At 42.7% G+C, this 12868-nt stretch carries 13 protein-coding genes and 1 pseudogene; 10 read left to right on the forward strand and 4 right to left on the reverse strand.

From position 1 onward, the window contains the following. Positions 1 to 83 precede the first annotated feature (83 nt). Positions 84 to 440 (reverse strand): ribosome hibernation-promoting factor, HPF/YfiA family, encoded by a 357-nt coding sequence (hpf, locus tag ACTD55_RS12615; RefSeq protein WP_438864696.1) that lies wholly within the window; start codon positions 438 to 440, stop codon positions 84 to 86. Positions 441 to 661: 221 nt separating this feature from the next. Here hpf and ACTD55_RS12620 point away from each other — a divergent pair, with 221 nt between their 5' ends. The 4 genes from ACTD55_RS12620 to ACTD55_RS12635 all read left to right on the forward strand — a co-directional run bounded on the left by ACTD55_RS12620 (position 662) and on the right by ACTD55_RS12635 (position 4329). Continuing rightward, positions 662 to 1492, forward strand: a complete 831-nt coding sequence (locus ACTD55_RS12620) for a 5'-nucleotidase, lipoprotein e(P4) family (RefSeq protein WP_438864697.1) — start codon at positions 662 to 664, stop codon at positions 1490 to 1492. A gap of 5 nt (positions 1493 to 1497) precedes the next feature. Beyond that, complete coding sequence (locus tag ACTD55_RS12625; protein WP_438864698.1) at positions 1498 to 2919, forward strand: MATE family efflux transporter; 1422 nt, start codon at positions 1498 to 1500, stop codon at positions 2917 to 2919. A gap of 72 nt (positions 2920 to 2991) precedes the next feature. Further along, positions 2992 to 3393, forward strand: coding sequence for a hypothetical protein (locus ACTD55_RS12630; RefSeq protein WP_438864699.1), 402 nt, complete (start codon positions 2992 to 2994; stop codon positions 3391 to 3393). A 24-nt stretch (positions 3394 to 3417) separates the two neighbouring features. Further along, entirely contained in the window at positions 3418 to 4329 is a 912-nt protein-coding gene (locus ACTD55_RS12635) for a M14 family metallopeptidase (RefSeq protein WP_438864798.1), read from the forward strand. Here ACTD55_RS12635 and ACTD55_RS12640 read toward each other — a convergent pair. Further along, the gene (locus ACTD55_RS12640; protein WP_438864700.1) at positions 4326 to 4715 is read right to left on the reverse strand and encodes a hypothetical protein; all 390 of its coding nucleotides are present in this window, start codon (positions 4713 to 4715) and stop codon (positions 4326 to 4328) included. The genes ACTD55_RS12635 and ACTD55_RS12640 overlap by 4 nt on opposite strands. 355 nt (positions 4716 to 5070) lie before the next feature. On the opposite strand from ACTD55_RS12640, the gene soxR reads away from it, so the two are divergent. The 3 genes from soxR (at position 5071) to ACTD55_RS12655 (ending at position 6943) form a co-directional block, all read left to right on the forward strand. Further along, positions 5071 to 5517 (forward strand): redox-sensitive transcriptional activator SoxR, encoded by a 447-nt coding sequence (gene soxR / locus ACTD55_RS12645; RefSeq protein WP_438864701.1) that lies wholly within the window; start codon positions 5071 to 5073, stop codon positions 5515 to 5517. A gap of 68 nt (positions 5518 to 5585) precedes the next feature. Continuing rightward, complete coding sequence (locus ACTD55_RS12650; protein ID WP_438864702.1) at positions 5586 to 6374, forward strand: lipase family protein; 789 nt, start codon at positions 5586 to 5588, stop codon at positions 6372 to 6374. A gap of 86 nt (positions 6375 to 6460) precedes the next feature. Beyond that, complete coding sequence (locus tag ACTD55_RS12655; RefSeq protein WP_438864703.1) at positions 6461 to 6943, forward strand: thioredoxin family protein; 483 nt, start codon at positions 6461 to 6463, stop codon at positions 6941 to 6943. Here ACTD55_RS12655 and ACTD55_RS12660 read toward each other — a convergent pair. Together ACTD55_RS12660 and ACTD55_RS12665 are read right to left on the reverse strand one after the other, a co-directional pair. Continuing rightward, positions 6940 to 7497 carry a methyl-accepting chemotaxis protein gene (locus ACTD55_RS12660; protein ID WP_438864799.1) on the reverse strand — a complete coding sequence of 186 codons (558 nt, stop codon included), beginning with the start codon at positions 7495 to 7497 and terminating at the stop codon, positions 6940 to 6942. The two genes, ACTD55_RS12655 and ACTD55_RS12660, sit on opposite strands and share 4 nt — an antisense overlap. A 96-nt stretch (positions 7498 to 7593) precedes the next feature. Continuing rightward, positions 7594 to 8691: pseudogene (locus tag ACTD55_RS12665) on the reverse strand (PAS domain-containing protein); the annotation flags it as partial. A 426-nt stretch (positions 8692 to 9117) separates the two neighbouring features. Between ACTD55_RS12665 and ACTD55_RS12670 the strand changes: the two are divergent. From ACTD55_RS12670 to ACTD55_RS12680, 3 genes are read left to right on the forward strand one after another with little or no spacing between them, the layout of a single operon-like run. Then, the gene (locus ACTD55_RS12670; RefSeq protein WP_438864704.1) at positions 9118 to 10476 is read left to right on the forward strand and encodes a GH1 family beta-glucosidase; all 1359 of its coding nucleotides are present in this window, start codon (positions 9118 to 9120) and stop codon (positions 10474 to 10476) included. A gap of 9 nt (positions 10477 to 10485) precedes the next feature. Continuing rightward, entirely contained in the window at positions 10486 to 11814 is a 1329-nt protein-coding gene (locus tag ACTD55_RS12675) for a glycoside-pentoside-hexuronide (GPH):cation symporter (RefSeq protein ID WP_438864705.1), read from the forward strand. Between the two features lie 44 nt (positions 11815 to 11858). After that, entirely contained in the window at positions 11859 to 12863 is a 1005-nt protein-coding gene (locus ACTD55_RS12680; protein ID WP_438864706.1) for a LacI family DNA-binding transcriptional regulator, read from the forward strand. Positions 12864 to 12868 lie beyond the last annotated feature (5 nt).

Raw genomic sequence — 12868 nt, forward strand, 5'->3', positions numbered from 1 at the left:
GTGGATAGTAATGAAACCGCAGTGGAGCATTGATATAAAAAAGGCGGATCGACAAGATCCGCCTTCGGGGAAAAATTGAGAGATTAAGTTAAATCCATACCTTGAATAACTTCAGCGGCAATTTCAGGCGCAGTTGCCACCGGCTTTTTATGTAAATCATCTTTTAACTGACCTTTACGGTGCATTAGTGCGGCATCGAGTTTTTTGGCTGCTTTGGCAATGGCCGGGTACATTACTTGATCTTTACCTGATGCGGCCAGGCGGCTGCCTTCGTAGTTGGTGACCAATTCAACCTCAAATTCACCATGTTCTTTGGCGATAATGGCATCGATGGCAATGAGAGAGGGAAAATGGCTGGCTAATTTCGATAATTTTTGTTCGACGTGTTCTCTAACGCTATCACTGATTTCTACGTGGTGGCCTGAAAGTTTAATCTTCATAGGTTTTCCTTTTTCAATTAACGTTACTACTGTCTTACTACTTTGTTTTTCTTTATCTTATAAATAGAGCTTGGGCCAATTTGACGATAATACAAGTAGGCTAAGTGTAATTAGGCATGGAATTTGGCGAGTTTGCTTATTGTTTAACCAGATTGACCGTGGCTTAAGCGATATAATTAGGTTTTACGGTTATGCCTATATCATTTTCGGAAGGATCAGTTATGTGTTCTCAATTTTTACGTACTATCGCCTTATCCATGCTGTTTTTAGTCAGTACATCGACCATTTCAGTAGCGAAAGAGGTTAATCAACCGACATACACTGATGCCGAGTTAAACCAGCAATCAGTGATGGCGGTATTATGGACGCAAGTGTCAGGAGAATATCGCGCGTTGTCCTATCAGGCATTTAATGTGGCTAAAATGAGTCTGGATAATTATTTGGCGACCCACAAAGGTAACAAGAAAGTGGCGATTGTGGTGGATGCTGATGAAACAGTAATCAACAACTCGGCCTATAATGCATGGTTAATTAGTCAAGAGAAGAGCTACTCGCAACCTACTTGGCAACAATGGATGCAAGCTGCTGAAGCACAGGCGATGCCCGGCGCTACAGAATTTTTAAACTATGTAAAACAACAGGGCGCAGAAGTATTTTACATTACTAACCGTTACGAAAAAGGCCGTGCTGGTACAATGAAAAACATGCAGGCACTGGGTTTTCCTTTTGTGGATGATCAGCATTTGATTTTGCGCACCGACACCGGTGACAAAGAGCCTCGTCGTCAACAGGTGCTGGTTAATTATGATATTGCCTTATTTATGGGCGATAACCTGAGTGATTTTTCTAATCAACTGGCAGCGGATAGCCTGACTGCAACCCGTACCGCGGTAGATAAAAACAGCACGCTGTTTGGTAGCCGGTATATTGTGCTGCCTAATCCCATGTATGGTGACTGGGAAGGTAAGGTTTATCAGCATGACTGGAGTGCCACTGCCAAACAAAAGAGTGATATGCGTCACGCCCATCTTAATGCTTGGGTTCCACAATAATATCGATGCCTAGCTCCAATAAATTATTACAAGGTCCGATTCATAAGGCGTTGTTATCGTTAGCTATTCCAATTGTATTGAATCAAATTTTACAATCGGCCTACCAATTAACGGATGCCTTCTGGGTAGGGCGATTGGGGGCTGATGAAGTCGCTGCTGTGTCAGTCAGTATGCCGGTTACCTTTTTAGTTATCGCTTTAGGAGCCGGTCTTGCGATGGCAGGGGCAACATTATCGGCTCAATATATGGGCGCGAAAAAGTTCGATATGGTCAACCATGTGGCGGCACAAACCATGTTGATGGTGATACTGGTTGCCATTGTGCTGGGATTGAGCGGCTATTTACTTTCCCCTTATTTTTTACATTTGTTGGGCGTTAGCCAATCGGTGTATGACAACGCATTGAAGTTTATGCATGTCTCATTTATTGGCGTTATCTTTGTGTTCACCTTTGCCATTTTTCAGGCCATTATGCGTGGAGTCGGGCAGGTTAAAGTACCGTTATTTATTGTGTTGGGAACGGTTCTATTAAATTTTTTTCTTGATCCTTTATTTATTTATGGTTGGGGGGAGTATGACGGATTGGGCGTCATGGGTGCCGCCTTGGCTACCCTGGTCACACAAGGCTTAGCGGCAATTTGCGGGATCACAATCTTTTTGAAGGGCCGTCATGGGATACATGTCACTCTGCAACATTTCAAACCTGACTTTGCCTATATTAAGCGCGCATTTTTTCTTGGAGCGCCAGGTTCAGTGGAGTTAGCCGCCCGTGCACTGGGGTTAATTATGCTGTCTTTTATCGTGGCGAGTTTTGGCACCATCACCATTGCGTCTTATGGCGTGGGCTCAAATATTTTACAGGTCGTCACTATTCCGGCCATGGGATTATCGATGGCGGTCTCGACGTTAGTCGGGCAAAACTTAGGGGCAAACCAAATTGAACGTGCCGCTAAAGTGGCGGTGATTGGTGCAACATGGGGATTGGTTGCATTAACTATTATCGGTGGATTAGCCTATTGGTCTGCCCCACAGTTAGTCGCTTTTTTTATTCCTGATGATCAACAAGTGATTGAGCACGGAGCGCAGTTTGTTCGGATTATGTGCTTGAGCTGGGGATTTATTGGCGTGCAGCTGTGTATTGTCTCGACTTTTAGGGCATCAGGTAATATGGTCAATGCGATGTTACTGTCATTGTTATCTCAGTGGGTGTTTCAATTTCCACTGGCATATATTTTATCCAAGCATACCAGTTTACATGCCGTTGGTATCTGGTGGTCATTTACGATTACGAATATCTTAATCGCATTGGTATCAATAGTTTGGTTTGCTCGAGGTAGTTGGAAGAAAACCCGTTTAACAGAAGATGATAAAAACATTGTGCATATATCTGAAGAAACAATGATTGAAATTGATGATCGTCATGCTTAGCGGCTGTTGATTTATTGAAATTTCATCGTTTATCTATATGCTGCCAGAACGTGGATGAAACAGGGGGCTTGCATGCCAAGAACAGATTTGTATCAAATGGGAGTGGTTGGTCGAGTGCTGTGCGTAAAGCTTAAAAGCATTTCTACCAAAGCTTTAGTTGAGCAACTTCTTGATGAGGTTCAATATCTTGTTAAAGATATCCAGCATGAACCTTGGGCAGCCTATGTAGATATACGCGACTGGATCATGCCAAGCATGGAGGCATTAAATGGCTTCCAGGGTATTTATGATTGGTGTGCCGATAATAATCAAACTCATGAAGCGACAGTGTGTCGTTTTGATACCCAGAAAAATATTATTGGTGATGTATCCAGCTATGAACCTGAATTTCATTTTTTTACCCAAAATGCCCAGGAAGCCGTTCAATGGCTTAATCAACAAGGGTTTGAGTTTGCCTTGCCCGACGGCTTCTAATTATCTAACACATCGTTGAGAACAATCATGCAGCAATCATATCCTATTGGTGTTCCCGGCCAAATCTGGAATAGCCAACACAAAAAACAATGGTTTGAGCAACAAACTATCAAACGGTCTTATAAGCAGGAAGTACTAGGTAAAATAGCCGGTCTGCATTCGCTTTTTGAAGTTATTCAATACGGAGCATTGCCTTACGATACGGACAAGTATCCAGTCTTCATTCTTAAATCATCCAATTGGCAATTGGATCGGCCTGTTATATTAATTACCGGTGGTGTACACGGCTATGAAACCAGTGGTGTGCAAGGGGCATTGCGTTTTGCCGAGACAGTAGCGTCCAAATACGTCCAGCAGGTTAACTTTTTAATTGCTCCGTGTTTGAGCCCTTGGGGCTATGAAACCATTAATCGCTGGAATCCTGATGCAATTGATCCTAACCGTTCCTTTTATGCCAATAGTCCCGCGGCGGAACCCCGTTTATTAATGGAATATTTGCAATCTCTCAATATAGAATTAACCGCTCATTTTGACTTGCACGAAACCACTGATACGGACAATTCTGAATTTGGTCCGGCTTTGGCCGCCCGTGATGGAGTGGAAAACGAAGAATGGGAAATTCCCGATGGCTTTTACACCGTAGGCAATAATCAAAATCCACAACCTGAATTTCAACAGGCGGTCATTGCTGCGGTTGAAAAAGTAACCCATATTGCCCCTGCGGATAAATGGGGCAAAATAATAGGTACGCCGCAGGAACAAAAAGGTGTGATTAATTACGACATGGCCAAGTTAGGGCTATGTGGTGGCTTCAGCAATGCGACATATGTCACTACCACGGAAGTTTATCCGGATAGCCCAAGTGCGAATGATGAAATCTGCATTCAGGCACAAGTGGCCGCTATCACTGGTGGATTGGATTACATATTAGCCTAATCGCCTAGCATTTCTCTTAGTTTACGTTCGGCGATTTCTGCCGGACTCAATTGATCATCCGGTTTTTTACTCCCATCAGCATCTGCCGCTTCATCACCAAATAAAGCGGCAAGCTTGGCTTTGGCTTGCTGATGTTTCTGACGTAGTGGTGTCTGGACATCGGAATTGGGAGAGAAATAATCACAAAAGTTGGCACTTTCCCGATCCGATACATGCTCAGCCCGTTCCTCTTTACAGTCTCCCCAACCACTATTATCAAAATGATCGCACATACGGCATACATGCTGATCAGCACCACAACTCGCGCATTCCTCGCGTCGGGACATTGGCAGTATCACATTGGTTAAACGGTTACCGCATTGCCAGCAATGAAAATGATCTGACACACACTTCCCCTTGATTGCGTAAATGATGCTTTAAAGGATAGGGAAGTTGTCTCACAAAATCTATGTAACTGACCTAAAGATACCCGGTCTTTTTATTGAAATGCCCGATTATCCAACATTTACGTTGCTTTGCGGTATCGAGTGTTATTTTTTACTCATGGTGTTGTTAAACAACCGGTAAAAGGTTTGGGCAAAGTTTGTTTTATGTGCCGCTTTAGGTTGGTTGTTTGTTGTTGTATTCGTCATGTTGTGTCTCCTATGAAGGTTAATTTCTGATTCGAGCCACAGTCTAGAACCTCAAGTTAACTTGAGGTAAAGTGTTTTTTACGATTTATTTTCTGATCAGGAATTTTAAGTGGAACAAGCGAACCTGACGGTAGGTTATGTGGCTAAACGCTGTGGTGTTAAGGTTTCCACCCTGCATTTTTATGAAGACAAGGGACTGATCCAAAGCTGGCGCAATCAGGGAAATCAGCGGCGTTATAAACGGGATGTGTTGAGGCGGATATCGGTGATTAAGGCTGCGCAAAAAATGGGACTAGCTCTGGAGGATATTAAAGCTGCGTTTATACAGCTACCTAACCAGAGGACGCCTGATAAAGAGGATTGGGCCCAATTGTCGGCGATATGGCGAGCGCAGTTGGATGCGCGTATTGCCTATATGCAACGATTGCGCGATTCATTAACCGGCTGTATTGGCTGTGGCTGCCTGTCGATGACAAAATGTCCGCTTTATAACCCCGATGATATTTTGGCTGAAGATGGTGTTGGGCCAGTGATTCTGGATAGGGCTAAGGAATAGTATCTGTCACTTTGTTGTCATACTTGTTCGTTACCGTCGCTATAGAATTTTTGATTTTGTAATCGGCATTGAAAAAGCTAAAACGTTATCAGTACGAACGCTATGCGGTGTTGTGCAAACTGGCTTATCCACTGGTTTTTGATCATGTCTCTTTGGGGTTTTCTGAACAGGGGTACGCTGAAATTGCTAATCGTTCCGGGCAGGTTATCGCTCGTATTCTGTGGCAACAGGATAAAAAGGAAGTCATCGTGGTATTCCGTGGTTCACAATCGTTAAGTGACTGGTTTATCAATTTATGCTGTTTACCCAAACGCAAACGGTTTGCCAATATTCGTTACGCAGTGCATATGGGATATGATCATTTACTCAATCAATCTACCACTCGACGCGGGCAACAGAGCGCTGAACGATGCAGTATTTATCAGCAGATAGAAAAGGTACTCGATCCCCTCATAGCATCCGGTAAGCGAATCAGTTTAACCGGTCATTCTTCCGGTGGGGCGTTGGCAATATTGGTGGCGGACAGGTTAGAACGCCGTTATCAGGGGGCGATCAAGCGGGTAGTCACTTTTGGTCAACCTTCACCGGGATTTCGCAGTTTTCGTAAGCATTATTTATTGCACATGCGTACCTATCGTATTTGCTGTGATCTGGACATTATTACCTTTTTACCACCGTTTCCCGGCATTTTTGCTCATGTTGGGCGCAGTTTGTGGCTGCATAATGAAAGAATTTACGAAAATATCAGGCCATCGGTCAGGCTATACAAAACCCTGCTTAGTTGGATCATCTCACCGATTTCCTACCACTACATGAATAAATATATCCGTAATAAAGATTTTTTCGACAAGCGTTAGTGGTTGTCTGGTGATAGCTGACTGTTCTGGTTACTATTGACCCGTTTTATTACCCATGGGCAGAAGTATTCAATGGAACTTGAACGATGAAAATTATTGTTGGATTGTTATTGGTTAGCCTGTTGACTGCGTGTAGCAGTGCAACTAATCCTGTTTCGCGCGCAGGGATTCAAGGCGTGATTGAGGTAGAGCAACTGGTTGATGGTTACCCTGATTTTTCCGATGAATACCATCGTTTCCAGCCCACAGAACGAGATTTCCAAAGAATGCGGAAACTGGAGGGGAAATCCATATTGGTGTTATTTGGGCTTTGGTGCCATGACAGCCAGCGGGAAGTCCCTCGCTTGATCAAACTCGTCGAGGGCTCGGGGGTGAAGTTAGCCAAAATGACATTGCTGGCGGTGGATGCCAACAAGCAAGAGTCGTCAGGTTTGGCGGAAAAAATGTCGCTCCGTTATACCCCGACCATTATTTTGCTGCAAAACGACCATGAATTAGGTCGAATAACAGAAAAACCAACGCGTTCACTGAGTGAAGATCTGGTTAGTATGTTAAAAAGTGCCGATTAATGTTTTTTGTTTAACTGATTCAGTGTGTCCGACAAACTATTCAGTAAATGTTGATTTTTACTGACGACGGTATTGATTTCACTGGCAGAACTACTGGCTTTTGATGCCAGATTCCGCACTTCGTCGGCCACTACCGAGAAACCACGACCGGCTTCACCGGCTCTGGCCGCTTCTATGGCTGCATTTAGAGCCAACAGATTCGTTTGTTCGGCAATGGCATTAATACTGGACACCATTTTGTTAATATTTTCACCGGAACTGATCAGTTCCTTCATCACCGAATCACTATTTTTAACCACCATTTGCCGGTCGGTGATGTCTGAGCCATACATAATAATTTTTTGCACTTTACCATACGGATCCTTGATGGCACTGAAGGTGGCTGCAATACCGAAATAGTGTGAGTCGATATTTATATCAATATCCTTGACCACACTTTGTTCATTCATGAGCAGATCTTTTTGTTCGCTATCAAGATATTGTTCCCAGCTTTTAATCGCTTTACCAAATTTGTCGCTGGGAATATGTAATTGTTTATCCGAATAATGATTCATTTCGATCAATTTGCCATTTAAGTCCCATTCAATTAATAAGTTTGAACGACCAATGGCATCAAAACGGGTTTGAAATTCCAATGACGCGGATTTTACCTTGGTAATGTCTGCCAAAATGGCAATAAAACCTTGATGGATACCATGTTTGTCATGCACCGGGTTGCTGGTGACTGACACCCAAATAGGGGTGTCATCTGCTCGATGAATTTCAATTTCATCATAGAAGGCTCGTGGTAAATCCAGCTCATTTTCGATACGTTTACGCGTTTGTGGATCGGTTTTGGGACCGACTAAAATATCACGAGTTCTTCCTCCGATAGCTTCATCCGGACGGTAACCCGTCATACTGGTAAAGCCTTTATTGACATACTGAATAACACGCTCAGCATTGGTAATAATAACCGAGTTATCGGTTTCATTAGCCACCATGGAGAGGAGTTGAAATTCTTTGCGCTGTTCCACTTCCTCGGTTATGTCGTTAGCAAACTTGACCACTTTGAGGATACGGCCATCGGGACTTTTGATTGGATTATAAGTGGCATGGATCCAGACTTCTTTGCCACTTTTGGTAATGCGTTTGTACTCGGCGGTTTGATACTGGCCATCGTGTAGTCGTTTCCAAAAGGAGCGATAAGCTTCACTATTGGCCTCATCGGCAGCAACAAAAATTCTGTGATGTTTGCCTACGACTTCATCAAGACGATAGCCCATTAAGGCTAAAAAATTATCGTTGGCATGCAGTATTTTTCCATCAATATCGAACTCTATGACAGCCTGCGCACGATGGATTGCTTGCAATTGTGATTGATAGTTGGCTTTGTCGATTACTTGTTGGGTAACATCGGAAGCAAATTTGATAATCCGCTCTACTTTGCCATTTTTGATTATGGGGGTGTAGGACGCTTGTATCCAAACATCCTTGCCGGTTTTGCTGATCCGTTTAAATTCACCTGTTTGCGATTTTCCTTGACGCAAGTTTATCCAGAATTTTTCATACTCAGCACTGTTTGCAGTGTTCGGATCGACAAAAATTTTGTGATGTTTACCTACTACTTCATTAAGGCTATAGCCCATCAGGTTAAGGAAGTTGGCATTGGCCGTTTGAATGATTCCCTCCAGGGAAAACTGAATGACGGCCTGTGTCTCATTGATGGCCTTAACAATGTCATCTGAATTCGATTTACGGTTGAACATAATAATGTCACTTCTCCATTATGAACAATGACTTAACTATATAAGGTTCAACTGTTAAGCGTAGACAGTATTTTGCTAAATGCTATTTAGTCATTACTTTAATGTATGGATTAAGACTCGAATTATTCTTATAAATCAATACGGAACGTGAATTGCTAACTGTTCGTTTTTTGCAGTTAACAATACATGAATGTTAATAACGAAGTGTTCTATAAGAGCGATGTGAAACTTATTAGTGTTTGGTTTTTTTAGTCTTTTAATGGTTATTTCTGTTTATATTGACCTAATTGCAACAAATCTATAACATGCATGTAAGCGCTTTCATTTTTTGTTTGCAGTTTAATCGACAGGAAGTGTCAAATAAATACGCCCGGGGTCAGCAATGACATTGTTTCCACTCTTTACCGTTAAGTAGCCTTAGCCATCATGAAAATATCTTTACCCGTAGAGTCGATCTTAAACACAAAGCAATTTACTTTTGGTGTCGCCACTGCATCATTCCAAATAGAAGGGGCTGCAGAGTCTCGACTTGACTGCATTTGGGATACTTTTTGTGCGACTGAGAATAAAATCAAGGATCAGTCGAATGGTTTGGTTGCTTGTGATCATATTAATTTATGGCAGCAAGACGTTGAGTTAATCGACAGCTTAGGTGTTGATGCTTATCGTTTTTCAGTTTCATGGCCACGGGTTATCAATCGTGATGGCAGTTTGAATCAACAAGGTGTCGATTTTTATATCGGTTTACTGGATCGGTTAATTGAAAAGGGGATTAAGCCTTTTGTCACCTTGTATCATTGGGATTTACCACAATTTCTGGAAGATGAAGGTGGCTGGTTAAATCGTCAAACTGCATTTCATTTTCGTGATTATGTGGAGCTGATTAGTCAAGCCTTTGGTGACAGGGTGTACTCTTACGCTACGTTAAACGAACCTTTTTGTAGCGCTTATCTGGGTTACGAAATTGGTATTCATGCGCCCGGTAAAGTCGGCAAACAATATGGTAAAAAAGCGGCTCATCACTTGTTATTAGCCCATGGCTTAGCGATGCAGGTTTTACGTAAAACCAGTCCAAAGGCGCTCAATGGCATTGTACTCAACTTTAGCCCTTGTTATGCCGAAAAAGACACCGCTGAAGATAGGGCTGCTGCCCAGTTGGCCGATCAGCACTTTAATCAGTGGTATATTCGCCCATTGATGGAAGGACGTTACCCAGACATTATTGAGCAACTTCCCGAGTTACATAAACCGGATATAGAGCCGGGAGATTTAGCCATTATTGCCCAACCGTTGGATTATATCGGAATTAACTATTACACCCGGGAAGTGTATAAAGCAGATGCTAAAGATGGCTTTGCTAACGTAGAAAAAACAATTATGCCGCTAACCGAAATGGGCTGGGAAGTCTATCCACAAGGCTTGACAGATATTTTGGTTTCACTACATCAACGTTATCAGTTGCCACCCGTTTATATTACCGAAAATGGTGCGGCGATGGCGGATAAGCTCGAAAACGGTCAAGTGAATGATGTGGATCGAGTCGCATATTTTGATAGCCATTTGAATGCAGTTAATCAGGCGATCGAGCAAGGCGTCAACATACAGGGCTATTTTGCCTGGAGTTTAATGGATAACTTCGAGTGGGCCGAAGGCTATGAAAAGCGCTTCGGTATTGTCTATGTGGATTACGTTAGTCAACAACGTACAATTAAAGCTAGTGGTCTGGCCTATAAAGATTTTGTCTCGCAGCGCCATGATACAACTCGTTCAACTTCTTCATATTAAGGGCTGACCATGCTGACTATTAAAGAAAAAATTGCTTACGGATTGGGTGATACAGCCAGTAATATCGTGTTTCAAACGGTGATGTTATTTTTGTCATTTTTCTATACGGATGTATTTGGTATTTCACCGGCTATTGTTGGAACATTATTTTTAGTGGTGCGTATTTTTGATGCGGTTACCGATCCGTTGATGGGAGCGATGACCGATAGAACCAATACTAAATATGGAAAATTCCGGCCGTATTTATTGTGGATGGCGTTACCCTTTGGCGTTATCAGCGTTTTAGCGTTTACCACACCAGACTTATCGGATCAGGGCAAAGTGATTTATGCGTTTGTCACTTATGCATTGTTGATGGCAGCCTATACGGCAATTAATATTCCTTATTCCGCTTTAGGTGGGGTGTTAACCGCGGATCCTAAAGAACGGGTCTCGGTGCAATCATATCGTTTTGTCTTTGGTATGTTAGGTGGCTTACTGGTTACCGCCTTTACGTTGCCTTTAGTCGAATGGTTTGGGCATGGAGACAAAGCCAAGGGGTATCAACTTACAATTGCAGCCATGAGTGCGTTAGGCGTGTTGATGTTTATCGTGTGCTTTGCCGGTACCAGGGAACGCGTTTTTCCACCCAAGTCGCAAGATTCCAGCTTTAAGAATGATTTAAGATGCCTGTGGCAAAATGATCAATGGCGCATTTTAAGCGTGGCGGCACTCTTTGTCTTATTCGGTATTGTGATGCGTAATACGGTCGCTATTTATTACGTTAAATATTATCTGGGTCGTGAAGATATGATCACTCAATTTGTCACTATTGGCATGATAGGTAATATTCTGGGTTGTGCTGTAGCGCAGCCTTTGACGAAATATGTGTGCAAGGTGAAAGCCTATATCGTATTGCAAGTGATCTCTGCGGTGATCTGCGTATTAAGTTATTTTATTGGCAGTGATCAGATGATGTTAGCTACGGTCGTGTTTTTTGTCTGGAGCTTTTTATTGCAAATGGCGACTCCGTTACTATGGGCCAAAATGGCCGATACCGTTGATTATGGTCAATGGAAAACGGGAGTGAGGATCACTGGTATGACTTATTCGTCCATCGTATTTTTTATTAAAATGGGATTGGCTATTGGTGGAGCCGTGGTGGGATGGTTATTGGCTTATTATGGTTATCAGGCGGATATGGAACAGACCGCTGAAGCAAAACACGGAATCTTACTCTGTTTTACGGTTTATCCGGCCGTTGGTTTTATCATTGTGGCTTGGGTGATGCGCCGATATAAGTTAAATAATCAACAAATCAATAAAATTCAAACGGAATTACCTAATATTGCAGTATAGTGTCGACATAAAATGATGTAGTTTTCGTTAAGGAACAACAATATATGGCAACAATATATGAAGTTTCCAAATTGGCAGGGGTTTCTCTAGCAACGGTATCCAGAGTTACCAATGGCATCTCTTCGGTGTCAGAGAAAACCCGCCAAAAAGTATTAGATGCGATGGATGAACTCAATTACCGACCTAACTCTATCGCTCAATCACTGGCTTCAAATAAAACTGACACTATTGGTTATGTTGTACCGGAATTACACGGTTCTTTCTTTGGCTCGATGATGTCCGGGTCGGACAAGGTATTGCGTTCCGCCGGAAAACATATGTTTATCGCCCCCGGACACAGTAATGAAAAAGACGAAAAAGAAGCCATTGAAGTGTTATTGGGGCGTCGTTGTGATGCTCTTATTCTGCATTTAGAAGCAATTAGTGATGACTACCTGATTGATTTAGCGAAAGAAAACGTACCTTTTGTGGTGGTTAACCGTTATATCGAGTCAATCTCTGAAAATTGTATCAGTATGGACAACCGTTTAGGGGGCTATTTGGCAACCCAAGAGCTGATTAAACACGGTCATCGCTCAATTGCGTATATTGCCGGTTCACTATGGAAAGCGGATGCTAGAGAGCGCTTGGAAGGACATAAAAAAGCCCTGCAAGAAGCGAATATTCCTTATGATGACAGTTTGATGTATGAGGGGGACTTTCAGGGGCATGCTGGAGAAGAAGGGATCAGAGCGCTATTTAAACAAGGTAAGCCTTTTACCGCTGTTGCTTGTGCAAACGATGAAATGGCCTCGGGTGCAATTAATGCAATTCGGGAAGAAAACCTCAATATCCCCGAAGATATTTCGGTGGTCGGATTCGATAACGTTGAATACAGTAATTATCTCACTCCTAAATTAACCACTATTCATTATCCCATGGATGACATAGGTAAAATGGCGGCCAGCTGGATTTTAAATAAAGTCTACGATCGTCGTGCGATGGAATTAACTCATATTGTACAGCCTAAGCTTATCGTTCGTCATAGTGTCGCGGCCCCGAAAAGCTGAATTTG

The organism is Neptunicella sp. (assembly GCF_048268085.1).
Taxonomy (GTDB): Bacteria; Pseudomonadota; Gammaproteobacteria; order Enterobacterales; family Alteromonadaceae; genus Neptunicella.

Coding starts and splice junctions, on each gene's coding strand:
- ACTD55_RS12660 (WP_438864799.1), bottom strand. CDS start 7,497: ATGAATCATTATTCGGATAAACAATTACATATTCCCAGCGACAAATTT.
- ACTD55_RS12680 (WP_438864706.1), top strand. CDS start 11,859: ATGGCAACAATATATGAAGTTTCCAAATTGGCAGGGGTTTCTCTAGCA.
- ACTD55_RS12675 (WP_438864705.1), top strand. CDS start 10,486: ATGCTGACTATTAAAGAAAAAATTGCTTACGGATTGGGTGATACAGCC.
- ACTD55_RS12655 (WP_438864703.1), top strand. CDS start 6,461: ATGAAAATTATTGTTGGATTGTTATTGGTTAGCCTGTTGACTGCGTGT.
- ACTD55_RS12620 (WP_438864697.1), top strand. CDS start 662: ATGTGTTCTCAATTTTTACGTACTATCGCCTTATCCATGCTGTTTTTA.
- ACTD55_RS12625 (WP_438864698.1), top strand. CDS start 1,498: ATGCCTAGCTCCAATAAATTATTACAAGGTCCGATTCATAAGGCGTTG.
- ACTD55_RS12670 (WP_438864704.1), top strand. CDS start 9,118: ATGAAAATATCTTTACCCGTAGAGTCGATCTTAAACACAAAGCAATTT.
- hpf (WP_438864696.1), bottom strand. CDS start 440: ATGAAGATTAAACTTTCAGGCCACCACGTAGAAATCAGTGATAGCGTT.
- ACTD55_RS12630 (WP_438864699.1), top strand. CDS start 2,992: ATGCCAAGAACAGATTTGTATCAAATGGGAGTGGTTGGTCGAGTGCTG.